This window comes from Faecalibacterium sp. HTF-F, assembly GCF_023347535.1.
Lineage (GTDB): Bacteria > Bacillota > Clostridia > Oscillospirales > Ruminococcaceae > Faecalibacterium > Faecalibacterium wellingii.
Genome location: NZ_CP094473.1, coordinates 1,240,786 through 1,265,468, shown reverse-complemented (window position 1 = coordinate 1,265,468; position 24,683 = coordinate 1,240,786). Strand labels below are relative to the sequence as shown.

Genomic DNA, 24,683 nt, shown 5'->3' with positions numbered 1-24,683 from the left:
TACACGAGTATACAGCGTATTTCTACCTGCAAGAATAGTATATGTTACTTTTCGTTAATTGTCAAGTACTTCATATAAAGTTTACATATTTTCTTCTTTGTGAGATACTAACAATATTTCATATTACAAAGGAGAACACTATGACTTACTCTGCTGACCTTAGAAATCATGTTGTCCAGCTATACAACGGTGGCACAAGTACCGCTGATCTCTGTGCCCAGTTCCATATTTCTCGCAGTATCTTATACCAATGGATCGAAGAAGCAAAAGTCTCAAACATTTCTAAACGCGATCTTGCAACGCTTCAACGCCATGTTGCAACCTTGGAAAATGAAAATTCCATCTATCAAAAATCTCTTGCTGCTCTTGATTTGTCCATAGACAACAAGGTGCAAATTATTGATGCCTTAAAGTCAGAATACAGCCTCTACACACTTTGCCGTTTGCTGAATCTTTCAAAATCCACTTACATAAATAGGCAGAAAAGTGCACTGATTGAAAAACAACTAGATGTAGAAGATACGCTTTTGAAAGAAAGAATCGCTATCATCTTCCAGAAAAGCGATTACCGTTTCGGTGCAAAAAAGATTCGCGCAAAATTGATGGAGCAAGGCTATACCGTTAGCACAAAACGTATTGTGCGGCTCATGAAAGAGCACGGATTAAAACGTAAACAAGCACTTCCAGAGAATGCTACTTTTCAGCGGCACTATACTTATCGTCCCAATCTCGTAAAGCAAAATTTTATCGTTGAAAAACCAAACAGCATTTAGGTCAGTGACATCACCTATGTTAAGGTAAACACTTCTGTCGCATATGTCTGTGTTATCATCGACCTGTTTTCTCGAAAAGTCGTTTCACATGCCGTTGCCGAATTCGCCGATGCAGAACTCACGATCCACACATTCAAATTGGCCTATCAAAATCGGAACCATCCGCAAGGGGTAACATTTCATAGTGACCAAGGCGCACAGTATACCGCCTTCAACTTTCGTCAACTACTTCTTGACTTTAATGTACACCAATCTTTTTCCAATATAGGCAATCCACTTGATAATGCTGTGGCGGAATCTTTCTTTGCTTCGCTTAAAAAGGAACAGTTCAAATTTCATTTTTATGAAACTGTCTCCGAATTAGAGGAAAGTCTATCAGAATATATTGATTTTTATAACAATTACCGACTACATGAATGTCTTAAACAGCAAACCCCAAATCAATTTGAGGAATCATATCAGCAACAAAAATAAAGGCGAGAGTATCCGATACTGTCCGAAAATAACAGTACTAAATACCCTCGCCCTTTCAAGTGGTGGAGGCGATGGGAGTCGAACCCATGTCCGAAAAGAGTTCAGTGCAGGTGTCTCCGGGTGCAGGCGATCTACAACATTCCCGCCGCGCCACGCCGATCGTCAGGCTAGCGCATTGGTAGCTTCATGAGTTCCTGCCGGTCCGCAAAGCTTAGGTCCGTTCAGGTGCTGTGTCTAAAGGACGCCCCGGCCCCACACGACACAAGAGTGGGCGGAACGCGCAGCACTCAGGCTGCGAGCAACTGAGAATTGTTATTGTCAGTTAATTTTTTTGGAGGAGTTATAGAGCAGTTCCCCCACTGCTACCCGCTGCCCAGACCTCGCTCTCCCCGTCGAAACCTTTACGCCCCCTTATAAAGCACACCCTGCGGTGTGCAGAAAGCTTTGGAAAAGTTCCGCTTCAGGAAGCGGTCTGAAAGGATCAATAATACTTGCCGTTGGACTTCATGGCACGGTCAATGGAACGCTTTGCGTCGCGCTGTGCGGCGTCTGCACGCTTGTCGTAGAGCTTTTTGCCTTTGCAAAGGCCCACTTCCATTTTTACGCGGCCATGCTTGAAATAAAGCGAGAGCGGCACAAGGGTGTAGCCCTGCAGCTTGCACTGCTGGTGCAGCCGCCGGATCTCACTTTTGTGTGCCAGCAGACGCCGGACACGCATGGGGTCCTGATTGAACATGTTTCCGTGGTCGTAGGGGCTGATATGCATCCCCTTCACCAGCAGCTCACCATCTTCAATATCGACCCAGCTGTCTTTCAGGTTGACGCCTCCGGCACGCAGGCTTTTCACCTCTGTGCCTTTCAGCTCCACACCTGTTTCCAGCGCTTCCAGAACAAAATACTCGTGGCGCGCTTCACGGTTTGTGGCGATGGTTTTGGTCGCCGGACGCTCTTTGGTGGATGCCATGCTGCGCGCCTCCTTTCTCCGTTTCTGTTGTATCAGTATACCATTTTTTCACGGTTTTGCAAGAGCTGTTTTTTGAAGAAACTGTAAATTATTTCCAAATTACAGCTCGCCACGGCCAGAAAGTGCACGGTACAAGGTGGTCTCGTCTGTGTACTCCAGACTTGCACCTACCGGCAGACCGTAGGCCAGACGGGTGGTTTTGATGCCCAGCGGTTTGATGAGCTTTGCCAGATACATGGCAGTAGCCTCTCCTTCTACCGTCGGGTTCATAGCCATGATGACCTCTTTCACTTTGCCATCCCCCAGGCGGGCCAGAAGCTCCTTGACGCACAGCTGCTCTGCGGTGATGCCGTCCATCGGGCTGAGCAGACCGTGCAGCACATGGTACAGGCCATGATACTCCCGGGTGCGCTCAAATGCCTGAACATCGCGGGGCGTTTCCACCACGCAGATGACAGAGGGATCCCGCTTTGTGCTGGCACAGATGGGGCAAAGCTCTGCCTCCGTATAGTTCTGGCAGATGCGGCAGCGATGAAGCTTGGTGTGAGCACCCTGGATCGCACCTGCCAGAGCTGCAGCGTCTTCATCCGACATGCTCAGCACCTGATATGCCATACGGGTAGCACCCTTGCGCCCGATGCCCGGAAATTTGCTGAACTCTTCGATCAGCTTTTCCAGCGGGGCTGCAGTATAGCCCATGTTCTTCCCTCCTGCCGGATCAGAGACCGGGGATGTTCATGCCGCCGGTCAGCTTGCCCATTTCAGCTTCGGCCGTTTCGTCCACCTGCTTGACGGTAGCATTGATGGCTGCAGCCACCATATCTTCCAGCATTTCAATATCATCCGGGTCCACAGCCTCCGGCTTGATGCTGATGGACAGCACCTCGTGCTTGCCATTCATCCTGACCGTGACCATTTCACCGGCAGCACTGCCAGTGTACTCAGCAGCTTCCAGTTCGGCCTGCTTTGCCTTCATGTCCTCCTGCATCTTCTGTGCCTGACGCATGAGGGCGTTCATATCGGGGCGGCCAAAGCCTGCGGGCATTCTTGCTTTCATAGTTGGTTTACTCCTTTTATTTATTTGACCCTCTCAGTCAACCCCTTCGGGAGAGCTGGCGCGCATGCGCCTGAGAGGATTTTATTGCTTATGATCTCTTTTTTCTTGCGGAATCTTCAATGGACACATCCAGGCCCAGTTTTTCCAGTGCTCGGAGAGACTGTTCCGCATTGGAAACAGCCTTGCCTGCCGTTTTGGGCTCATAGGGTCCGATGGGCACTGCCACGCCGGATACATTGGCGATCAGCTTTTTGATGAGCCGCTGGCTGTCTCTATTGGCACGGATAAAATCCCGGAAGGTCTTTCCGCCGTCGATCAGCACACGGGTACCGTCGAAATAGGCTTTTGACTTGCGCAGGTAGGTATACAGCATGGGGTCTTTTTCCTGCAGCTGCTGCACCACCTGCTCCCAGTACGGGAAGGGAGCGATTCCCTCCTGTACCGTCTTATCGGACTTGCCGGGTACAGGGTCTGCCGTTTTTTCCTGCACCGGCGGGACAGACGGCTGCTGAACCGGTTCCGGGGCAGTGGGCTGCTCCACCGATGCGGGTGGTTCCTCCCACGGCAAAGGAGTTTCTGTCTGCTGCACCGGAGGTTCCTCGGGAAGCGGCAGTGTTTCCTCTGCCGGAGCAGAAGATATTTCTGCCTGTTCCGATACTGCAGTCTGCGGCACGGATGCAGCAGGCACCGCCGGCTGCACCGGAACAGCTTCCTGGGGCTGCGCCGGTGTCGGTTCGGCGGTCGGAGCAAGCCGGGCCGGAGCACTTGCAAATGGCTGCGCCGCCGGTGCCGAAGCAAACGGCTGCACGACTGCAGGCTGAGCCGCCGCACGGGCAGGCACGGCCTGTACGGGTACCGCCTGCATCTGCTGAGGCGGCTCCGAAAGGCTGAACAAGGCAAGTTCCAGCTCAATGCGCTGGTCGCTGCCGCGGGTCATGTGCTCCAGCGCACTGCCCAGAGCACGGATCGCACGGATGGCCTCCCGCTGTCCCAGCTGAGGGCCTTTTTCCAGATAAAGTGCTTCCTCTTCCGGCGAAACACCGGACAGCAGGGCCTGTCCGCCGGGCAGTGCCGCCAGCATCAGAGCACGATAGTGGGCGATCAGCTCCTCTGTCAGGCGCTTAACGTCCACCGACTGCTGACGCAGCTGGGCAAGCTGTGCCAGTGCCGCAGCACCGTCCTGCGCTTCCAGCGCATCCGAAATACGGAACAAATAGCTGCGGTCGGTCACGCCGGCCATACGGCGCACCACATCTGCGTCGATCTTCGCCGTCACGCCGGCGCAGGTGTCCAGAATGGACAGCGCATCACGCAGTGCGCCATCTGCCAGACGGGCGATCAGCTCAGCTCCGTCCGGGGTCAGCTCCAGCTTTTCCTCCCCTGCGATATACTCCACCCGGCGGGCAATGTCCTCCGGCCCGATGCGGGTAAAGTCATACCGCTGACAGCGGGACAGAATGGTGGCAGGCACCTTCTGGATCTCGGTCGTTGCCAGAATAAAGATGACATGGGCAGGCGGCTCTTCCAGTGTCTTGAGCAGTGCATTGAAGGCTGCTGTGGACAGCATGTGCACCTCATCGATAATGTATACCTTATATTTACAGGCACTGGGCGTGTAAGCAGTCTCATCGCGCAGGTCGCGGATATCATCCACGCCGTTGTTGGAGGCGGCATCCATTTCCACCACATCCAGAATGCTGCCGTTGTCGATGCCCCTGCAGATCTCGCACTCGCCGCAGGGGTCGCCATTTACCGGATGCAGGCAGTTGACCGCCTTTGCAAAAATTTTAGCGCAGGTGGTTTTGCCGGTGCCGCGCACACCGGTGAACAGATAGGCGTGGCCCACACGGTTTGCCGTGATCTGATTTTTCAGAGCGGTGACGATGGCCCGCTGGCCCACCACGTCTTCAAAACGCTGGGGTCTCCACTTACGGTACAATGCGCGATACATGGTCTGTTCCCCCTTCCCGGCAAATCTGCAAACAAAAAGGACAGCGCACGACGGGGTTTTGTCCCCGCCTTGCGTAACTCGGCATACGGATGCAGGCTTACTGAAACGCACGAACGCACTGCTTAAGGCTGCTTGGTTCCCCACCTGACCTGGTTCACAGCGAATCCATCGTACAGGACCCGCATCCGTATGCCGAACCACGCAGCAGGCGCTGTCCGACACATTCATTGAATGCTAGAATATTGTACCATAAACGCAGGCAGATTGCAAGAGTAAAACTTCTCAATTTTCCCCTCTTGAATCTTCCCTTCAATTAACTTTTATTTTTTATTGTTTTCCTTGCGATACTGTAGAAATTCCGTGTATTCTTGTACTTTTTGAATTTCTTCTGGTGTAAATTCCGGCACGCAATAAATGATGTGAGCATCTCTCTCATACGGCAATGGTTCCCGAATCAGTCCAAGTGGATAATCCAGCGAAACATTGAAGATTTTTGCAATTTTCACTTTTGTCGCATCGTCTGGCGTACTGCGCCCGCACTCATAAGAAGAAACCGTCAGTGGAGAAAGCGAGAGCAATCTTGCAAGCTCTGCCTGAGTCATTCCACGGTCTTTTCTCAATTCACACAACAATTCGCCAAACACGATTCAGCCTCCAACTGTCAAACTGTTTTAAGTATAGTCAGTCTTGATAGTCGAATTGTAAAACTATTCCTTATTTTATATTTTTGCTTGACAAGCTATTGCATGTATCATATAATTATATTGAAAACTACGATAATTCTATAGTTTTTATTGCTTCATTTTATATTTTTCAATTTTCATTATATTGCATATTGCTGACAAATGACGATTCCATTTGCAGGCAGTATAAATCATCTTCGTCAAGAATGTTGAGGTGGAATTATATGATGACTTTGATTCCGAAAGAAGAGCAGTACGAGATTTCCGGTGGCGGAACAGTAACATACTGGTATACTACCAGCCCGTATTGCCAGAACTACGTAACAAGCAATAGTTATTTCACTCAGCCTTTTGCGTATTCAGCAGTTGCGCTTCACAAGAATTTCTGCTCCCTTTGTGTCCGTGAAAGAATCACTTTCAGCAGCTATCTTCCGAGCAGATTTCAGTAATTCAATTTAAAACTTACGGATAAAGAATCGTTTTATCTTTTGAGCAGGAGCCGCTGTCCCTTGTTACGGGCAGCGGCTCCTGCTCTGTTTATGTGAAATCAAGTTTCATAACTCTTACAGACAAAAAATACACAGCATCCCTTTTGAGATGCTGTGTATTTTCAATTATTTATGAGACGTACTCAACGCCTTATCAGGACTGGCAGGCAGTGATCAGGCTCATCTTGTAGACCTCGTCGGCGTTGCAGCCACGGGACAGGTCGTTGATGGGAGCGTTCAGGCCCTGCAGGATGGGGCCGTAAGCTGCGTAGCCGCCCAGACGCTGAGCGATCTTGTAGCCGATGTTGCCGGCCTCGATGCAGGGGAAGATGAAGGTGTTGGCCTGACCAGCCACCTTGCTGCCCTTGCACTTGACCTGTGCAACCTCGGGAGCAACGGCAGCGTCAAACTGCAGCTCGCCGTCCACAGCCAGCTCGGGATCCATTTCCTGAGCCTTGATGACAGCGTCATGGCTCAGAGCGACCGTGCCGCCCTTGCCGGAGCCCTTGGTGGAGAAGCTCAGCACTGCGACCTTCGGGTCAATGCCGAACAGCTTTGCGGTCTTGGCAGTCTCAACAGCGACCTCAGCCAGCTTTGCGGCAGCAGGGATCTTGACCTCGCCGGTAGCCTTATCAACGGTATCGGTGTAGTCGATGTTCACGGCGCAGTCGCCCATGGCAATGCGCTTCAGGCCCTCTTCGCCGCAGTCGCGGTCCAGAATAAAGCAGGAGCTCACCAGATGTGCGCCCTTCTTGGTCTTGACCAGCTGCAGGGCGGGACGGATGGTATCGGCGGTGGAGTAGGTAGCGCCGCCCAGCAGGCAGTCAGCCTTGCCCATCTTCACCAGCATGGTGCCAAAGTAGTTGGACTTTTTCAGCAGAGCAGTGCACTCCTCAGCGGTCTGCTTGCCCTTGCGCAGCTCCACCATGGTGCTGACCATCTCATCGAAGCCTGCGTAGTTCTCAGGGTCGATGATCTCGGCAGCGGAAATATCAAAATTACCGGCGGCGGCAGCAGCCTTGCACTCAGCCTCGTTGCCCACCATGACGACCTTCAGCACGCCCTCAGCCAGCAGCTTTGCAGCAGCCTCCAGAATACGGGGATCATTGCCCTCGGTGAAAACGATCGTCTTGGGATTTGCCTTCAGCTGTGCTACCAGCGGTGCAAACATATCAGCCATTGTGATTACCTCCGAATTAACTTTCCAATATTCGCATCCCGGCGTCTGTTGGACACAAGGATGCCTTTCTTCTTTATTCTAGCACACCCGGCAAAAAGTTCAAGACAAAATTAGCTTTTTGTGCTATTATTTTAGGAGAAAAAGCGTTTCCATTTGTGAATAAAATATCATACTGTTTCAAGAGGAGATCGTGTCGTCATGGATTGGGAAACTTTGCGATCGGGCTGTCTGGCCTGCACACGCTGCGAGCTGTGCAAGACCCGCACCAACGTGGTGTTCGGTCAGGGTGTTGAAAATGCCGAAGTATTGTTTGTAGGCGAAGGCCCCGGCCAGAGCGAGGATGAGCAGGGCCTGCCTTTTGTGGGCCGCAGCGGCCAGCTGCTGGATCGATATCTGTTCGCCATCGATCTGGACCGCAGCCGGAACTGCTATATTGCCAACATCGTCAAATGCCGCCCGCCCCAGAACCGGGACCCGCTGCCCGCCGAGAGCGAGGCCTGCATGCCCTGGCTGCGGGAACAGTTCCGTCTGCTGCGGCCAAAGATCGTGGTCTGTCTGGGCCGCATTGCCGCGCAGCGGATGATCCGCCCGGACTTTTCGGTGACAAAGGAGCACGGACAGTTCATCGAGAAGGGCGGCATCCTGTTCATGGGCACCTTCCACCCTGCTGCCCTGCTGCGTCAGCCGCAGAACAAGCCCACTGCTTTCGAGGATTTTGTCGCCCTGCGGGAGACCATTGAAAAGGTGTGTGACCATACCTATCAATAAGAACGAACCAAACCCTTCCCTTTTGCATACTGTAAAGCAAAAGAGAGGTGTTCAGTTATGGAAACCACACGGCACGATCCCATTGATTTTTTTCTGGGTGCGACCACACCCGCCGGGTTCAAGGGCTACTTTGAACCGCTGCGCCGCGAACCCGGGATGCAGATGTACCTGATCAAAAGCGGGCCGGGCTGCGGCAAATCCACTTTGATGAAGCGGCTGGCCCGTGCTGCAGAGCAGAACGGGCTGCTTACCCAGCGCATCCACTGTGCCAGCGACCCGGACAGTCTGGACGGCGTGATCCTGCCCGGGCAGCATCGGGCCATTGTGGACGCCACCGCGCCCCACGTGGTGGAACCGGATGCCCCGGGAGCGGATGAGGTGGTGGTGAGCCTGTATCATACCATCGATGCTGAAAAGCTGCATCTGCACACTGAGGAGGTAAAAGCGCTGTTTGCCCGCAACGCCATCCTGCGCATCCGGGCGGCACGGTATATCGCTTCGGCGGGCAGTCTGCTCCTGGACAGCCGCCGGGCCGAGGCATGCAGTGCCAATTTTGACAAGGTGCGCCGCTACGTCAAGCGTTTGTGCGCCCGGATGCTGCCGCGCACCGAGGGCACCGGCACCGAGGAGCTGCGGCTGCTCTCCGCCGTCACGCCCAAGGGTGAGGTATTCTATCAGGGCACCGTGCAGGCACTTGCCAGCAAGTTCATCGTGTTCCGGGACGATTACGGCGCAGTGTCGCGGCTTTTGCTGGAACTCATCCGCGCCGAAGCCCTGACCCGGGGCTACCACCTCATCACCTGCCCCTGCGCCATGCACCCGGATGACAAGATCGACCACATCCTCATCCCGGAGCTGAAGCTTGCCTTCCTCACGGACAATCGCTGGCATCCGGTGCAGCTGCCCGGCGTGCAGGCCGTGCGATGCAGCCGCTTCCTTGACCGGGAAAATCTGGCCGGGTATCGTGCACGGCTGCGCTTCAACGAGCGTGCGGCTGCAGAATTGCTGGAACAGGCCAGTGCCCTGATGGCACAGGCCAAGAGCTGCCACGACGAGCTGGAGACCTACTACCGTGCAGCCGTGGATTTTGGCAAGGTGGATGCAGCAGCAAAGGAATGCATTAGAATGTTTGAATTGGATTAGCTTTTTTACGGAAAGAGCATTTCAAAGCAAAGGAAGTGAACCGCCTTGTCCTCTATCCATCTGCCCATCCGCCAGCTGGTGGAGTTTCTGCTGCGCACCGGCAGCATCGACAGCCGTTTTACCGGCTTTGACCGTGCACTGGAAGGTGCACGCATTCACCGCAAGCTGCAAAAAGCGGCCGGAGAAGACTATCAGGCCGAGGTGTTTTTCTCTGCCGAGCGGCAGGCAGAGGGGCTCACGTTCCTTCTGGAAGGACGTGCAGACGGCATTTTTACCGACGGTTCCGGCACGACGGTCATTGACGAGATCAAGACCACCGCTGTCCCCTATGAAGCGATCACCGAGGATATGAACCCCTGTCACTGGGCGCAGGGCATGGTATACGGTGCCATTTACTGTTCCCGGCAAAGTCTGCCGGAATTGAACGTCCAGCTGACCTATTATCAGATCGATACGGATCAGATCATCCGCTTTATGCGCCGCTTTTCCGCACCGGAGCTGGAGCAGTTTCTGCACAAACTTCTTTGTCAGTACGCACCATGGGCACGGCAGCAGCTGGACTGGGCGGCAAGGCGCAGCCAGAGCCTTGCCGCTCTGCCGTTTCCTTTTGCGCAGTACCGCCCCGGGCAGCGGGCACTGGCGGGGGAAGTCTACCGTGCCTGCCGCGCCGGAAGGGATGCCGACCACAAAGGCGGCAGCCGTCTGTTCTGTCAGGCACCCACCGGCATCGGCAAGACCATGAGCGTCCTCTTCCCCGCCCTGCGGGCCATGGGTGAGGGCAGCGGCGAAAAGCTCTTTTACCTCACCGCCCGCAATACGACTCAGGCCGCGGCCGAGGATGCCATTGCCCGGCTGCGCACTGCCGCGCCGGAGCTTGCTCTGCGCAGCGTGACCCTGACCGCCAAGGAAAAGGTCTGTCTTCACCCGGACTCAGAAGGGCATCCCGCCTGTCTGCCGGAACTCTGTCCCTATGCCAACGGCTACTATGATCGCATCAAAGATGCCCTGTCCGCACTGCTGGACGATACCGGCAGCTTTGACCGCGCCGCGCTGGCCGGGGCGGCAAAGCGTTTTTCGGTGTGTCCCTTTGAGCTGGGGCTGGACCTGAGCGAATGGTGCGATGTGGTGATCGGCGACTACAATTATCTGTTCGACCCCGTCGTACACCTGAAGCGGTTCTTTGATGCTTCCGGCGACTGGCTGTTCCTGATCGACGAGGCACACAATCTTCCGGACCGGGCCAGAGCCATGTACTCCGCACGCTTTTTCAAAAGCAGTCTGACCGAGGCAAAACGCGCCCTTGGCAAAGGGAAAAGTTCCCTCCGGACCGCGCTGACCCGCGCAGACCGGGCGTTTCTGGATATCCGGAAAGCCTGCGTGCGTCTGGCACCGCGCCGCGGCCAGACCGGCGCACCGGAAACCGACACCGCTCAGACCACCCTTCTGCCGTCTTTGCAGGACCCTGTGCCGGAACTGCCCGAGCCGCTGTATGCACAGGACGGTACCGTGTTTTTGCGGGAGCTTCCGTCTGCCCTGCTCAGCCCGCTGCGGGCGGTGCAGGCTCCCTTGCAGGATTGGCTGGAAGCGAACCCGGACGCGGATGCCCATGCACAGCTGTTGGAGCTTTATTTTGCGGTGCAGGATATCCTCCGCTCTTCCGAACGGTACGACAGCCATTTTGTCACCCAGCTGACTGCCCGCAGCAGTGAGCTGGAACTGCAGCTGTTGTGTCTGGACCCGGCGCCCTTTGTGGAGGCCAGCCTTTCCGCCGGGCGCTGTGCCGCATTGTTCAGTGCAACACTTACCCCGCCCAGCTATTATCGCGGTGTACTGGGCTGCGCGGATGCCCGGGCCGTGGCACTGCCCAGTCCCTTCCCCGCCGAAAATCTCGGTCTTTACTGCATGGCAAATATTTCCACCCGCTACCGCGACCGGGAAACCAGTGTGCAGGCCGTTTCGGACGCACTGGCCCGGCTGACCAGTGGAAAAACCGGAAACTATCTGGCGTTTTTTCCAAGCTACGCCTATCTCCGGCAGGTATATGAAGATTTTGCAACACGTCACCCGGACATCCGCACGCTTGTGCAGGAGAGCGGCGCAGACGATGCTGCCCGGGCAGAATTTCTTGCACAATTTGTGCCGCAGCCAAAAGAAACTCTGCTGGGTTTTGGGGTGCTGGGCGGTGTTTTTGGCGAAGGTGTGGATCTTGCAGGCGACCGGCTCATCGGGTGTGCGATCGTGGGGGTCGGTCTGCCGCAGGTGAACCCCCAGCAGGAAATGCTGCGCCGCTATTACGATGCACAAAACGGCTCCGGATTCGACTATGCCTACCGCTATCCCGGCATGAACAAGGTGCTGCAGGCCGCCGGGAGGGTCATCCGCACACCGGAGGACAGGGGTGTAGTGCTTTTGCTGGACGACCGCTTTGCCCGGCCGGATTATGCCCGGCTGTTCCCGCCGCACTGGCAGCACATCCGGTATCTGCACAGCGCCGAGGAGCTTGGGCAGGCGCTGCAGGATTTCTGGCAGAAATAGCCGCAGACAAAAACCACCGCCTTTCCGATCTTCTGATCGGTCCGGCGGTGGTTTTATTTTGTCTTATTTGCGACGGCCCGGCATCATTTCTGGTGCTGCAGCGTCTCCCAGGGCGGCATCTCGCTGCGCAGCTTTTCCCACATGGGCATTGCCGTACCGGTCTGCCTGCGCAGAGCCTCAAAGGCCTCATCCAGATATTTCATTTCGGACACCGCGTTCATTGCGTGGTCCGATGCGCACAAACGGCCCAGCGGCGTTTTTGCCATCACGAGCACCATGGCTTCCACCTGACGGCGGCCTGCAGAACCCGGCTTGTAAACATCCGTGTTTTCCTTGTCATTCACCGGGATGCCGGCATCCTTGAGCATCAGACAGGCTTCATAGGCGGCATCGATCATCGCTCCGCGCTGCTGTCGGGTGGCGCGGGTCAGGTCTCCATTGCAGGCGTAGCAGACATAGCACACCGGCAGGATAAAAGCAATGTGACACTTGAGCCACTCGTCCATATCACTGTAGAAGGTAAGCTTATATTTCGTGCCGTCAAAGGCAGTCTTGAGCCGGATGCGGAACGCACCGGACAGCGGTGCTGTTGCGCCGCCTGCCGTCATGCCCACCCCGACGTGTGCGCTGACCACGCGGCCATGTTCCCGGTGCCCTGCGGAGTTCTGGAAGCCGAATGCGATCTTATCAGCCGGACGCTGCATGTACTCCAAGACCTGCTTTGCATGAGGGTCGTTGCCCACGAACACAAAGTACTGGCTCCTGTTCGCCTTGAGCACAGGCAGCACATCCGGCAGCTGCCCTGCCTGCACCACCACAAAAACAAGGTCATAGAAGTCATCCGGTGCAAGGACATCAATGGTCTTTACACGTTCTGTGGTCGTTCTGCGCTGCGCCCAGTGGCGGATGACCAGACCTTTCTGGTCGATCATCTCCTTCCACTCACCGCGTGCAAGCAGCGTCACAACGTTCTTTTTGTTCTGCAGCAGCACATGTGTCAGCTCACAGCCCAAAACGCCCGCACCATAAACCAGGATCCTCATACCGATACGCCTCCCTTGATGTGTGTTAGGGTCCGCTTATTTTTTCAAGAACGAGAAAAAGCCTTTTTTCTCGTAAGGTGCACTCTTTACGCCTTTGACCTCGTAACCGGTGGCATTGATGGCATCCTGCAGCTTCTGCTCATCCAGCGGCTGCTCCGAGTGGATCACGGTCTGCCCCTTGGCCTGCGAGGATGTGACCTTTTTCGCCTCCGGAAAGGCCTTGCGCACAGCTTCGTTGACATGGCTCTCGCACATGCCGCACATCATACCATCTACTTTTACGATCGTTTCAATCATTTTATTCCCCTCCAGATGTCCTGCGCACACCGGCCCACAGGTATCCGCTCTGTTAGGAAATGCTAACCGCCGTTTCAAACAAAACGCCGCCGGGAACTGCCCCGGCAGCGGTGCGGAGCGGTTCCCTTTCTGCTGTCGGGTCTGCTCAGAAAAATGCACGCATGGTTTCTTGCTTTCATCATATCACACCGGTCGGATAAATGCAAGATAAAAATACCCCGCACCGGTGTCCTGTCTGTGTCAGTATTCAATGCCCTTCCGGGCCGCGATGCCCTTCTGGTACGGGTGGCGGCAGCACTTCATCTCGGTCACATAGTCCGCAGCGTCCAGCATCCACTGCGGAGCGGCATGAGCGGTCAGGACACACTCCTGTGCTGCAGGCCGGGCCAGCACAGCTTTTTGCAGCAGGGCCTTATCCACCATATCCAGTTCCCACGCACTGCCCGCTTCGTCCAGCACCAGCAGGTCAGCGTCTTCGGTCATAGCAGCAGCAAGGTTCCGGTTTTGCAGATCGCGGGTGGCGGCCTTTTCTGCTTCGTCCATCTGGAACACAAATTTCTGCCCGGCCTTGCCCCGGTAGATCTTTGCGCCCAGCTGCTCCAGCAGCGGGATCTCGCCGCTCTGTCCTCCCTTGAGAAACTGCAGGACCACCACCTTTTTTCCGCTGCCCAGCGCTCGCAGCGCAAGGCCCATGGCAGCGGTGGTCTTGCCCTTGCCGTCGCCGTAGTATAGATGTAACAGCCCTGTACGCTCCATAGTCATTTCTCCTTTTGTCTTTGCGTTTATGGTAACACAAACCCAGCAAAAAAGAAAGAGGAAGCGCCCGAAGGCGCTTCCTCTTTCAAACAGAGCGATATTTACTGATACAGCGGGAAGTCCTGAGTCAGCTTCAGCACACGGTCGCTGATCTCGTCCTTCTTTTCGTCATAATGCCAAATGCAGTCGGCAATGCAGTCCGCAATGACCTTCATTTCGGCCACGCCCATGCCGCGGGTGGTGACAGCCGGAGTGCCCAGACGCACGCCGGAAGTCACAAAGGGGCTGCGGGTCTCGCCGGGAACGGTGTTTTTGTTGGCGGTGATGTGCACACTGTCCAGACGTGCTTCCAGTTCCTTGCCGGTGCACTCCTCGTCGCGCAGGTCAATGAGCATCAGATGGTTGTCGGTGCCGCCGGATACCAGCTTGACGCCGCGAGCCTGCAGCGCATCTGCCAGAGCCTTTGCATTTTCTACGATCTTGCGGGCATACTCCTTGAACTCAGGCTTCAGCGCCTCGCCAAAGCAGACAGCCTTTGCAGCAATGACATGCTCCAGCGGGCCGCCCTGCGTGCCGGGGAACACAGCGGAGTTGATGCGCTTTGCAAGGATCGGGTTGTTGGTTAGGATCAGGCCGCCGCGGGGGCCGCGCAGGGTCTTGTGGGTGGTGGTGGTCACAACATCTGCATAGGGCACGGGGCTCTGGTGATAGCCGCCTGCCACCAGACCGGCAATGTGGGCCATATCCACCATCAGATATGCACCATAGCCGTGGGCGATCTCAGCGATCTTTTCAAAGTCGATGGCACGCGGATAGGCGGATGCACCGGCTACGATCAGCTTGGGGCGGACCTTCCTGACCTGCTTTTCCAGCTCGGCGTAATCGATCACGCCGTCGGCGTTGACACCGTAAGAGACGAAGTTATAGTTCTTGCCGGACATGTTCACCGGAGAGCCGTGGGTCAGATGACCGCCCTGAGACAGATCCATGCCCATGACGGTATCGCCCAGATCCAGCAGAGCAAAATAAACTGCCAGATTGGCCTGTGCACCGGAGTGCGGCTGAACATTGGCATATTTTGCGCCGAACAGTTTGCAGGCACGCTCAATGGCGATGTTTTCCACCTCGTCCACATAGACGCAGCCGCCATAGTAGCGCTTGCCGGGCAGGCCCTCGGCGTACTTGTTGGTCAGGATGCTGCCCATTGCGGCCATGACGGCGGGAGAGACGATGTTCTCGCTGGCGATCAGTTCAATGTTCTGGCGCTGACGGTTCAGCTCGCGATCCATGGCTGCAGCCAGCTCCGGATCAACGGTATTGACCAGACCGATGGTGTCCATCATTTCATTGTACATAATATTCTACCCCTCTCAATTTCCGGAGAAAGCCCCGGATCTCTTCAAGCCACCCTGCTCCGCGCACGAACCGAATTGCTTTCTCTTATCATAGCAGAAAGCTGCAGAATCTTCAACTTCCATTTTGACAAAAGGCTTGCTTTTTTCGTCTGAAGTGTTTATTATACTTGTATAAAAATGCAATGTTGTTTTTGTATATTTTTCAAATCAGTCAACCCTCAGATGAAGCGAGGTGTTCTCCGGTGACGGTCAGTGAACAAAAGCAGGCACAGCGCCGGGCAGGCCGTGCCGCACGCAGGGCGCTTTCTGCTCAGGCACGCGCCGCAGCAAATGCAGCCCTGTGTGCGAACCTCTGGCGGCTGGATGCCGTACAGAATGCGCAGACCATCCTGCTGTACGCGGCGTCTGGTTCCGAAGCCGACCTTTCTGCCTTTGCGGAAAAGGCGCAGGCGCAAGGCAAAACGCTGGCCTATCCGGTATGCGGCGAGGCGTATTCCCTTACCGCCGCTGTGCCCGGCCCGGACGGCTGGGAGGTGGGGCAGTACGGCATCCGCACCCCCATCCTGAGCCGGTCGGAGATCCTGCTGCCGGAAGCGCTGGATCTGGTCCTTGTGCCCTGCACGGCTTTTGATGCAGACTGCTTCCGGGTCGGCATGGGCAAGGGTTATTACGACCGCTTTCTTCCCCGCTGCACCCATGCGGGAAAGATCGGCATTGCATTTGAAGCGCAGCGGGTCACCCATGCCGCCGTGGACGGGCATGACCAGCGGCTGGACGCCTATGTAACAGAGAGAGGTATTTACCAATGGAAATGATGAAGCGGAGCTGTGAGCAGTTTCTGGCAGAACTGGCCGGCAAAGCGCCCACGCCGGGCGGCGGCGGCACAGCGGCACTGGTGGGTGCCGCCGGTGTAGCACTGGGCAGCATGGTGGGCAGCCTGACCATCGGCAAAAAGAAATATGCTGCTGCGGAAGCGGACATTCAGGCCCTGAATGCCCGGTCTGACATCCTGCGCAAAGAGCTGGAAGCTCTGGTGCAGGCCGACGCGGAGGCCTTTGCGCCGCTGGCCGCAGCCTATGGCCTGCCAAAGGACACGCCGGAACAGGCCGCACACAAAGCCGCCGTGCTGGAAAGCGCACTGGACGCCGCCTGTGCGGTGCCGCTGCAGATCATGGAAAAATGCGCCGAGGGCATTGTGCTGGTGGAAGAATACGCCGCCAAGGGCAGCGTGCTGGCCGTCTCGGACGCAGGCTGCGCAGCCGCTCTGTGCAAGGCAGCCTTGCAGGCCGCAAGCCTGAATGTGTTCATCAACACAAAGCTGATGACAGACCGTGCACACGCTGCGGAACTGGATGCCAAGGCGGATAAATTGCTGGGTGAATTTGTACCGAAAGCAGATGCCGTGTTTGCATCGGTGACGGAGAAATTACGGATGCGGTGACCTACGGTCGAAGGCAGGAAGCTTTCTCCGCGAACAGCCCGGGACTCCAGTCCCGCCCCAACGCTTACGCGCCGGGGCCCCAGGACATTCGCCGGAGAAATTTCCTGCCCTCCGACCTGAGAAGCTGCTTTTACTATCAATCATCGAGAGAGGGAAAGTATTATGGCAACGATTTTAAAAGGTGCGCCGGTTGTGGCCGCCATGAACGAGCGCAACGCCGCATTGTGCGAGCAGCTCAAAGCAAAAGGCGTCGTGCCCACGCTGGCCGTAGTTCGTGTGGGCGAACGGGAGGACGACCTCTCCTACGAGCGCGGCGTGATCGCCCGCTGCGGCAAGGTCGGCGTGGAGGTAAAGCAGTTTCTGCTGCCTGCCGATGCCTCTCAGGACGAGCTGCTGAAGGTGATCGCAGAGATCAACGCAGAGGATGCCATCCATGGCTGTCTGCTGTTCCGTCCTCTGCCCAAACAGTTTGACGACCGCACTGTGCGTGCGGCTCTGGCTCCGGAAAAGGACATTGACGGCATCACAGACGGATCGCTGGCCGGAGTATTCACCAATACCGACCTCGGCTACGCTCCCTGCACTGCACAGGCCTGCCTTGAGATCCTGAAGTATTACAACATTCCGCTTTCCGGCAGGCGTGCTGTCGTAGTGGGACGCAGCCTTGTGGTGGGCAAGCCCGCCGCCATGATGCTGGATCGTGAGAACGCCACTGTGACCATCTGCAATTCCCGCACCCGGGATCTTCCCGCCCTGTGCAGAGAAGCCGATGTGGTCGTGGTCGCCATGGGCAAAATGGGTGCCGTGGGTGCCGACTGCCTGCGGGAGGGCCAGACCGTGGTGGATGTGGGCATCCATGTGAACGAAGAGGGCAGGCTGTGCGGTGACGTGAAATTTGCCGAGGCTGAACCCATCGTGGATGCCATTACCCCTGTGCCCGGCGGCGTTGGCACTGTGACCACCTCGGTGCTGGTAGGCCACGTGGTGCAGGCCGCAGCGAAAAAGGCCGGGCTGTAACGAATCATAGAACTATAAAATAAAAGACGCTTGATCCACTGCTGTATGCTTCCCTGCCGGGGAAACCTATTCAGACAAGGCCAAGCGTCTTTTTTATTGCTATATTTTAGCCGCGGACAAGGAGCAGCAGCAAGGCCGACGCCACGCACTGCAGGATCAGCCAGCGGGCCACCACCTGTTCGTCGCTCCAACCCTTGTTTTTGCGCACATGGTCGTGCAGCGGGGTGCGGGTGTTCTTGAGGATCGAAATATGCAGGAAGCGCTTCAGGCTGATCTTGATAATGCCCAGACTTCCATCCACGATGAACACGATGGCAGCCAGCAGGAAGGCAAAGGGGTGGCCGCACTTGAGCGACAGCATTGCAATGAAAAAGCCCATGGCGCGGCTTCCGGCGTCGCCCATCAGCAGGCTGGAAGGTTTTGCGTTGGACCACAGATAGGCCAGCAGTGCACCCATGAACACAACGCCTGCAGTGCCGTACTCGGCCAGCTCTGTTTTATAGGCCAGCAGGTAGGTGCCGATGGTCACGACTGCCACGCTGGCAGACAGACCGTCCACGCCGTCGGTGCAGTTGACCACATTGATGCTGGCCCAGATCAGAATGACGATGAGCAGCAGGTACACTGCATACGGCAGGGTGAAACTCCACTGCAAAAAGTGCACGCCGCAGCCGTTGAAGTTCAGGTAAGTGGCACCGGCTACAATGGCGATCACAAAATCGATCAGGCCTTTTTTGTACTCATTCCATGCGGTCTCTGCCGCATCGTCAAAGTAACCGGACAGCATGGACGCAATAAGCAGCACGGTATAGATGACATACTCCACCTTGAAGGGCAGGAAGGCCATCGACACCAGCGCGATGCACAGCACGAAGATCAGGCCGGAACCGCGGGCCTTGCCCTTGGAAAGTGCACCATTCACCGCAAACTCGCGGCCATGGTCATGGGGGAGCCTGTCATGAAAAACGGAATCCATCAGAGCCGTGAGAGCAAATGCCAGCAGAAATGCCAGAGCATCCACGCCGCGCTGTCCCACGACCGAAAGCAGCAGTTCGATCATATTCAAAGTTCCTCTTTCTTTTATTCTTACTGTGAAAGAAGTGTATCACGCTGCCCGTAAAAAATCAATCACTCACAGCGAAAAATGTGTCTTTGATTGACTTTTGTCGTGCCTGCACCTATAATAGTGTATTAGTTTGTCAAATTTTGCTGTTTGGGCTGTTGCTTGCTTTCCGGGCTTTTATTCGTGAAAAAGCGTTTGGAGCGGGCCGCAGCCCACAGCAAACGCAAACTATAAAAATATATTTTCCGCTGAATATGGCAAAGCGTATGCGGCGCCATTTTTTAATGTGTAATCAGGATAAGGAGAACCAATGACCATTTCCCTTGAGCAGCTCTCGGCACAGATGCGCCGGGGCGAACAGGTACCGCTGCGGCACACCATGCAGGTGGTGCTGACTCTGAGCATTCCGTCCATCCTGCAGCAGATCGTGGTAACAGCGGTGGAATACATCGACGCGGCCATGGTAGGCCACATCGGTGCATCGGCTACAGCCTCCATCGGCATCGTCAGCTCCAGCACCTGGCTCATGCATGGGATGCTGGCCGGTCTGTACATGTCCTTTGCCATTCAGGTGGCGCAGTATCTGGGGGCCGACCGGCAGGCAGACGCCCGCGGTGTGCTGCGCCAGTCTATGATCTTCAACCTTGCAGTGGGCCTTGCGGCAGCCGCCTTTGGCATCGGCATCAGCCGGTTTCTGCCCGGATGGCTGGGGGCAGACCCGTCCCTGCGGGCGGATGCATCGGCTTATTTTGCCATCTGGTCCGCTTCCCTGCCCTTTTTGATGGTCATGGGCACCTATTCCTCTATGCTGCGTTCCTGCGGCGACGCCCTGACGCCGGGCCTGATCAGCGTATTGACCTGCGTGCTGGATGTGATCTTCAACTTCTTCTTCATCAACCCCACCCGGCAGATGACGGTGCTGGGCCGCACCATGACCGTATGGGGTCTCGGCTGGGGCGTGCCGGGCGCGGCGCTGGGCACCGCCTTTGCCACTGCCATCAGCGGCACGCTGACGCTGGCACTGCTGCTGCTCCGCGATGGCCCGCTGTGCATCCGCAAGCCCGGCTCCTGGCAGATCACCAGAGCCTGCCTGCAGAACCTCTGGAAGGTGGGCACACCGCTGGCCGCCGAACGCGCGGCCCTTTCCTCCGCACAGGTCCTGCTCATCCGCATCGTGTCCGGCCTTGGCACCACTGCCATTGCTGCCAATAGTCTGGGCGTAAGCGCCGAAAGCCTGTGCTATATGGCAGGCTACGGCATTCAGGATGCCGCCCTTGCACTGGTCGGTCAGGCTGTAGGCGCAAACCGCCGGGATATGTCCAGACGTTTTGCATGGCTGTGCACCTGCATGGGCATAGGCATCATGGCTCTGACCGGTGCAGGCATGTATCTGTTTGCGCCCAATCTGATGGGCATCTTCACCGCAGACACCGCAGTCATTGCACTGGGTGCGCAGGTGCTGCGGATCGAAGCTCTGGCCGAGCCCATGTTCGGAGCCAGCATCGTTGCCAGCGGGGCCATGCAGGGCGCCGGCGACAGTGCCGGCTGCTTTGTGCTGAACCTCGTCAGCATGTGGGGCATCCGGCTCACCCTTGCCACCCTGCTGGCCCCGCGTTTTGAGCTGGTGGGCGTGTGGTTTGCCATGAGCTTTGAGCTGACCATGCGCGGCGTGCTGTTCCTTGTGCGGCTGGCACGCGGCAGATGGCTGGACAAGGGCGCACTGGCCTGATCGACTGCTGGCGAATCTATTTTCCTGTAAATAAACAGCTCCCCGACCGGGAACCGCACTGCGGGACCTGACCGGGGAGTTTTGCTGTGGTTATTTGATTTGAGAAGAAAAAAGTGGAGAACAAGTTACTTTCTGCCGTGCAGGATGGGAGACAGCGGCTTGTAGATCAGCAGGCACAGTGCTGCGTCCAGCAGGCCCTTGACCAGCGTAAAGGGCATGTTAAAGATGACCAGACACTTGATGAGGCTGTCTGCGGAGGGCAGGATCGCCTGATACATGCCAAGGATCGCCTCCAGCGGCATATGGTAGAAGGTGACATAGGCCGGATAAGTAATAAAGTAGTTGGACGGTACGCTGAACACAGCCATGGCTGCAGCGCCTGCAATAGCACCAATGATGGCGGTCTTGCGGCTCTTGTGGTGCTTATAGACAACGCCTGCCACAGCGGAGAAAACCGCACCCAGCATAAAGTTGCACAGCTCACCCACACACGCGGTGGAGGTGCCCTTGATGACGATGTGCAGCAGGTTCTTCATAAAGCTGATGACCACGCCGTACACCGGGCCAAGTGCGAATGCGCCCAGCAGAGCGGGCAGGTCGGAGAAGTCCATCTTGACGAAGGACGGGATGAGCATCGGGATGGGAAACTCAATGAACATCAGGATAAAGGCCACCGCGCTGAGCATGGCGGCAACGGTAAGATTGTGGGTCGTGTTCTTTTTCATGGTTATGATTCCTTCCCGGGCAAAAGGCCCTGTAAAAATGTTCCGAAAGCTCTTTTCGTATCGCAGAAGCTGTTCCCGTAAGCATTGCACACCGCCTGAGCGTCTTTGTCATTCGTTACGCCCTGCTCATGAAAGCAGTTTCTTATTTTGGAACGGGAAGGACAAACAGAAAAGCGCCCTGCTGCAACAAAAAACACTGCAACAGGGCGCGTAGACAACAATTTGCCTGCCGTTTCTTACATCCGGACTATACCGTTGGTCCCGGAATCGCACCGGGTCAGCACCCACAAAAGGTGGTCGCGGACTTGGAGATCTCTCTCATTGTCATTGCGCGCCGTTTGAACTTTTTTGTTCCTTTGGCACGCTCCGGCAACGAAAGCAACTTCCTTACCGCCAGTGGGGAATCACGCCCCGCCCTGAAACGAACTTTCTGGCACAGAGTATAGCGTGCCGGCCCCGGCTTGTCAAGAGGAAACTTTTTGATTTGTATATTTTTTATCAAAGTATTCCTTTTTTGTTTTCCTCTCAGCCTTGCTCCGGCGGGTGTGATATGATATCATGGATGCGCTGTAAAAATTCAGGAGGTTAAAATGATTTTCTCGATCCGTGATCTCTCGTTTGAACTTGGCTCGCTGCTTCTGGAAGGCTGGCTGGCGCTGGCTGCGCGTGCGGTGTGCGCCCTGCTCATCCTGCTGGCCGCATGGCTCGTGCGCCGCTGGCTGAACAAAAAGGGCATTCCGGCGCTGCTTGCCCGCAGCTGGTATTTTACCGGCACGCCCATCCTGCTGCGCAGTTTTTCCACCCCCATCCTGCGCATGTGCAGCGTCATTGGTGTGTATCTGGCCGCCGCTTCCCTGCCATGGGCCATTTCCGGCATTCCAAAGCTGCTGCTGCTCTGTTTCCGTCTCGCCATGACCCTTCTGGTCTGCGAAGGGCTGCATGCCGCATCCGATCTGGCCGACCTGCTGCTGGCTTCCTGCAGCCCGGAGATCCGCTCCAACAAAACGCTGCGCTCTCTGCTGGATACCACCTACAAGGTGCTGGTCATCGTGCTGTGCGTGGCTGCGTTGGCGCAGGAGGTGGGCTTTCCCATCGGCAGCATCGTAGCCGGTGCCGGGCTTGTCGGCCTGACCATTTCGCTGGCTGCACAGGAAAGCGCCAGCAACCTGTTTTCCGGCATCGTCATCCTGCTGGATAAGCCCTTCTCGGTGGGTGACTGGATCACCGTGGGCAGTGTGGAGGGCGAAGTGATCGACATCAATTTCCGCTCCACCCGCATCCGCTCTCTGGATAAGACCATCAATATCGTCACCAACAGCCAGATCTGTGCTTCCACGGTAAAGAACGCGGCCCTGCGCACCATGCGTCCCTATAAATTCAACCTTGGCGTCACCTACAATACTACCCGTCCCAAGCTGGAAAAGCTGATGAAAGACCTGCAGGCCATGCTGGATGCCAGCCCGTATACCAACAAGGGCACCAACATCGTGCAGCTGGCAAACTTTGGGGATTCCAGCATCAACATTCTGGTCTCCGCCTATCTGGTGACCAATGTCTACGCCGAGTTCCTGCAGATGCAGAACGACCTGAACCTGAACATCATGGATATCATGCAGGCTGACGGTGTGGATTTTGCCTTTCCCTCCACCAGCGTGTACATTGAAAAAAATTCCTGACACCAGAAAAAATGCCGCTCCAGCCAAACCGGAGCGGCATTTTTTTGTTTATTCATTTGCAGCCTTATCCAGCTGCACCTCTGCAGCTTCTTGCGCCTCTTCTTCCTTCTGATAGATTTCAAATGCCGACCACATGGGGGCAATGTTCCTGCCGCAGAGCTGGCGCTCAATGTAGTTCTTCGTGATCTTTGCCACCGTGCCGGACAGTGCCAGCACACCGATCAGGTTCGGCAGCATCATCAGACCATTGAAGGTATCGGACAGGTCCCATGCAAGGCCCAGCTTCATGGTGGCACCTACCATCACCATGCCCACGAACACGACCTTGTAGCCAACGCTGGCCTTCGTGCCAAAGAGATACTCAAAGGCCTTGGTGCCGTAGTGGCTCCAGCCCAGCACAGTGGAGTAGGCAAACAGCAGGATGGATACTGCAACGAACTTGGGCCCGTAGTGCCCGAACACGGTGGAGAATGCCTGCCCCACCAGTGCACTGCCCTGCACATCGGAGAGCATGTGTCCGGTTTCCAGATCCACAAAGCCAGTGGTCAGCACCACCAGCGCCGTAAGCGTACAGACCACGATGGTGTCAGCAAAGACCTCAAAGATGCCCCACATGCCCTGCTGCACCGGTTCCCGGACATTGGAGGACGAGTGCACCATGACCGATGAGCCAAGGCCCGCTTCGTTGGAGAATGCGCCGCGCTTGAAGCCCCATGTGATGGCCTGCGAGATGCCGTAGCCCAGAATACCGCCGCCCGCTGCAGGCAGTGCAAACGCACCCTTGAAGATGGCTGCAAATGCGGCAGGGATCGCCGTGAAATGTGCACCCACCACGATCAGCGCGCCTACAATGTACATGATCGCCATAACGGGGACGATCTTCTCTGTGACAGCCGCCACACGCTTCAGACCGCCCAGAATGACCAGAGCGGACAGAAGCACCAGCGCAACGCCTGTGACCACGTTCGGGATGTTGAACGCAGAGCTCATATTGCCTGCAATGGAGTTGATCTGGCTCATGTTGCCAATGCCGAAAGATGCCAGCACGCAGAAGCAGGAGAACAGGACCGCCAGCACCCGGCCCAGAGCCCTGCAGCCCTTCTTGGCCCCCAGACCGTCAGCCAGATAATACATGGCACCGCCGGACCACTCGCCCTTTTCGTTCTTACGGCGGTAGAAAATACCCAGAACATTCTCGGAGTAGTTGGTCATCATGCCGAGGATCGCCATGACCCACATCCAGAAGATGGCACCCGGGCCGCCGCTGATGATCGCCGTGGCAACACCCACGATGTTGCCCGTACCAATGGTGGCCGCAAGCGCCGTACAAAGGCTTTGGAACTGGCTGATGGCCATATCCTCTTTGTTCGTATGGGCCGTTACCTTTTTGTTGGTAAAGATGGCTCCAATGGTGTTTTTCATCCAGTGGCCAACGTGCCCGAACTGAAATCCGCCTGTCCGCACCGTCATGACCAGACCGGTGCCGAACAGCAGCGCCAGACCGATCGGCCCCCAGACCACTCCATTGACCGCGCTGTTGATGCTTGTGATGGTATCCAGCATCC

23 protein-coding genes, 2 other RNA genes and 1 riboswitch are annotated in these 24,683 nt (G+C 56.2%); of the genes, 10 read left to right on the top strand and 15 right to left on the bottom strand.

Going from position 1 to position 24,683, the window contains the following annotated elements; all coding sequences use genetic code 11:
- Nucleotides 1–140 precede the first annotated feature (140 nt).
- A complete protein-coding gene (locus tag MTP37_RS06095) occupies nt 141–773 on the top strand; it encodes an IS3 family transposase (RefSeq protein WP_249238580.1) in 633 nt (210 codons plus the stop codon).
- Nucleotides 774–782: 9 nt separating this feature from the next.
- Entirely contained in the window at nt 783–1,247 is a 465-nt protein-coding gene (locus MTP37_RS13205) for an IS3 family transposase (protein ID WP_396344068.1), read from the top strand.
- A gap of 60 nt (nt 1,248–1,307) precedes the next feature.
- On the opposite strand, the gene ssrA is transcribed toward MTP37_RS13205, so the two are convergent.
- The 8 genes from ssrA to pta all read right to left on the bottom strand — a co-directional run bounded on the left by ssrA (nt 1,308) and on the right by pta (nt 7,570).
- Nucleotides 1,308–1,658: a transfer-messenger RNA gene (ssrA, locus tag MTP37_RS06090) on the bottom strand.
- A gap of 70 nt (nt 1,659–1,728) precedes the next feature.
- Nucleotides 1,729–2,211, bottom strand: coding sequence for an SsrA-binding protein SmpB (gene smpB, locus MTP37_RS06085; protein WP_249238579.1), 483 nt, complete (start codon nt 2,209–2,211; stop codon nt 1,729–1,731).
- A 99-nt stretch (nt 2,212–2,310) separates the two neighbouring features.
- The gene (gene recR / locus MTP37_RS06080) at nt 2,311–2,910 is read right to left on the bottom strand and encodes a recombination mediator RecR (protein WP_249238578.1); all 600 of its coding nucleotides are present in this window, start codon (nt 2,908–2,910) and stop codon (nt 2,311–2,313) included.
- A gap of 19 nt (nt 2,911–2,929) precedes the next feature.
- Complete coding sequence (locus MTP37_RS06075) at nt 2,930–3,268, bottom strand: YbaB/EbfC family nucleoid-associated protein (RefSeq protein WP_249238577.1); 339 nt, start codon at nt 3,266–3,268, stop codon at nt 2,930–2,932.
- An 88-nt stretch (nt 3,269–3,356) separates the two neighbouring features.
- On the bottom strand, nt 3,357–5,219 hold the full coding sequence (gene dnaX / locus MTP37_RS06070; RefSeq protein ID WP_249238576.1) for a DNA polymerase III subunit gamma/tau: 1,863 nt from the start codon (nt 5,217–5,219) through the stop codon (nt 3,357–3,359).
- Between the two features lie 86 nt (nt 5,220–5,305).
- Nucleotides 5,306–5,404: signal recognition particle sRNA small type (ffs, locus tag MTP37_RS06065), an RNA gene on the bottom strand.
- A 135-nt stretch (nt 5,405–5,539) separates the two neighbouring features.
- Nucleotides 5,540–5,863: a helix-turn-helix domain-containing protein gene (locus MTP37_RS06060; RefSeq protein WP_249238575.1), complete on the bottom strand. Its 324-nt coding sequence runs from the start codon at nt 5,861–5,863 to the stop codon at nt 5,540–5,542.
- A gap of 681 nt (nt 5,864–6,544) precedes the next feature.
- Nucleotides 6,545–7,570 (bottom strand): phosphate acetyltransferase, encoded by a 1,026-nt coding sequence (pta, locus tag MTP37_RS06055; RefSeq protein ID WP_249238574.1) that lies wholly within the window; start codon nt 7,568–7,570, stop codon nt 6,545–6,547.
- 198 nt (nt 7,571–7,768) lie between these two features.
- Between pta and MTP37_RS06050 the strand changes: the two genes are divergently transcribed.
- Genes MTP37_RS06050 through MTP37_RS06040 form a run of 3 tightly spaced genes read left to right on the top strand, consistent with a single transcriptional unit; the run spans nt 7,769 to nt 12,016 of the window.
- On the top strand, nt 7,769–8,338 hold the full coding sequence (locus tag MTP37_RS06050) for a uracil-DNA glycosylase (protein ID WP_249238573.1): 570 nt from the start codon (nt 7,769–7,771) through the stop codon (nt 8,336–8,338).
- Between the two features lie 57 nt (nt 8,339–8,395).
- A complete protein-coding gene (locus MTP37_RS06045) occupies nt 8,396–9,481 on the top strand; it encodes a hypothetical protein (RefSeq protein ID WP_249238572.1) in 1,086 nt (361 codons plus the stop codon).
- A gap of 45 nt (nt 9,482–9,526) precedes the next feature.
- Nucleotides 9,527–12,016: an ATP-dependent DNA helicase gene (locus tag MTP37_RS06040; protein ID WP_249238571.1), complete on the top strand. Its 2,490-nt coding sequence runs from the start codon at nt 9,527–9,529 to the stop codon at nt 12,014–12,016.
- An 83-nt stretch (nt 12,017–12,099) separates the two neighbouring features.
- Here MTP37_RS06040 and MTP37_RS06035 read toward each other — a convergent pair whose 3' ends face one another.
- The 4 genes from MTP37_RS06035 to glyA all read right to left on the bottom strand — a co-directional run bounded on the left by MTP37_RS06035 (nt 12,100) and on the right by glyA (nt 15,467).
- Nucleotides 12,100–13,059, bottom strand: a complete 960-nt coding sequence (locus MTP37_RS06035; protein ID WP_249238570.1) for a ketopantoate reductase family protein — start codon at nt 13,057–13,059, stop codon at nt 12,100–12,102.
- 36 nt (nt 13,060–13,095) lie between these two features.
- On the bottom strand, nt 13,096–13,356 hold the full coding sequence (locus MTP37_RS06030; protein WP_249238569.1) for a heavy-metal-associated domain-containing protein: 261 nt from the start codon (nt 13,354–13,356) through the stop codon (nt 13,096–13,098).
- A gap of 240 nt (nt 13,357–13,596) precedes the next feature.
- Nucleotides 13,597–14,112, bottom strand: coding sequence for a cob(I)yrinic acid a,c-diamide adenosyltransferase (locus MTP37_RS06025; protein ID WP_249238568.1), 516 nt, complete (start codon nt 14,110–14,112; stop codon nt 13,597–13,599).
- 101 nt (nt 14,113–14,213) lie between these two features.
- Nucleotides 14,214–15,467, bottom strand: coding sequence for a serine hydroxymethyltransferase (glyA, locus tag MTP37_RS06020; protein WP_249238567.1), 1,254 nt, complete (start codon nt 15,465–15,467; stop codon nt 14,214–14,216).
- Nucleotides 15,468–15,709: 242 nt separating this feature from the next.
- On the opposite strand from glyA, the gene MTP37_RS06015 reads away from it, so the two are divergent.
- The 3 genes from MTP37_RS06015 (at nt 15,710) to MTP37_RS06005 (ending at nt 17,925) form a co-directional block, all read left to right on the top strand.
- On the top strand, nt 15,710–16,282 hold the full coding sequence (locus tag MTP37_RS06015) for a 5-formyltetrahydrofolate cyclo-ligase (RefSeq protein ID WP_249238566.1): 573 nt from the start codon (nt 15,710–15,712) through the stop codon (nt 16,280–16,282).
- A complete protein-coding gene (locus MTP37_RS06010; protein ID WP_249238565.1) occupies nt 16,273–16,908 on the top strand; it encodes a cyclodeaminase/cyclohydrolase family protein in 636 nt (211 codons plus the stop codon). Before MTP37_RS06015 ends, MTP37_RS06010 begins: the two co-directional genes overlap by 10 nt.
- Before the next feature lie 162 nt (nt 16,909–17,070).
- Nucleotides 17,071–17,925 carry a bifunctional 5,10-methylenetetrahydrofolate dehydrogenase/5,10-methenyltetrahydrofolate cyclohydrolase gene (locus MTP37_RS06005; protein WP_249238564.1) on the top strand — a complete coding sequence of 285 codons (855 nt, stop codon included), beginning with the start codon at nt 17,071–17,073 and terminating at the stop codon, nt 17,923–17,925.
- Between the two features lie 106 nt (nt 17,926–18,031).
- On the opposite strand, the gene MTP37_RS06000 is transcribed toward MTP37_RS06005, so the two are convergent.
- The gene (locus MTP37_RS06000) at nt 18,032–18,985 is read right to left on the bottom strand and encodes a phospho-N-acetylmuramoyl-pentapeptide-transferase (RefSeq protein WP_249238563.1); all 954 of its coding nucleotides are present in this window, start codon (nt 18,983–18,985) and stop codon (nt 18,032–18,034) included.
- A 313-nt stretch (nt 18,986–19,298) separates the two neighbouring features.
- Here MTP37_RS06000 and MTP37_RS05995 point away from each other — a divergent pair, with 313 nt between their 5' ends.
- A complete protein-coding gene (locus MTP37_RS05995) occupies nt 19,299–20,717 on the top strand; it encodes an MATE family efflux transporter (protein ID WP_249238562.1) in 1,419 nt (472 codons plus the stop codon).
- A 125-nt stretch (nt 20,718–20,842) separates the two neighbouring features.
- Here MTP37_RS05995 and MTP37_RS05990 read toward each other — a convergent pair whose 3' ends face one another.
- The gene (locus MTP37_RS05990) at nt 20,843–21,442 is read right to left on the bottom strand and encodes an ECF transporter S component (RefSeq protein ID WP_249238561.1); all 600 of its coding nucleotides are present in this window, start codon (nt 21,440–21,442) and stop codon (nt 20,843–20,845) included.
- A 226-nt stretch (nt 21,443–21,668) separates the two neighbouring features.
- Nucleotides 21,669–21,870: riboswitch (FMN riboswitch) on the bottom strand.
- A gap of 162 nt (nt 21,871–22,032) precedes the next feature.
- Here MTP37_RS05990 and MTP37_RS05985 point away from each other — a divergent pair.
- Nucleotides 22,033–23,118 (top strand): mechanosensitive ion channel family protein, encoded by a 1,086-nt coding sequence (locus tag MTP37_RS05985; RefSeq protein ID WP_249238560.1) that lies wholly within the window; start codon nt 22,033–22,035, stop codon nt 23,116–23,118.
- A 48-nt stretch (nt 23,119–23,166) separates the two neighbouring features.
- Here MTP37_RS05985 and MTP37_RS05980 read toward each other — a convergent pair whose 3' ends face one another.
- Nucleotides 23,167–24,681 carry an alanine/glycine:cation symporter family protein gene (locus MTP37_RS05980; protein WP_249238559.1) on the bottom strand — a complete coding sequence of 505 codons (1,515 nt, stop codon included), beginning with the start codon at nt 24,679–24,681 and terminating at the stop codon, nt 23,167–23,169.
- Between the last annotated feature and the right edge of the window lie 2 nt (nt 24,682–24,683).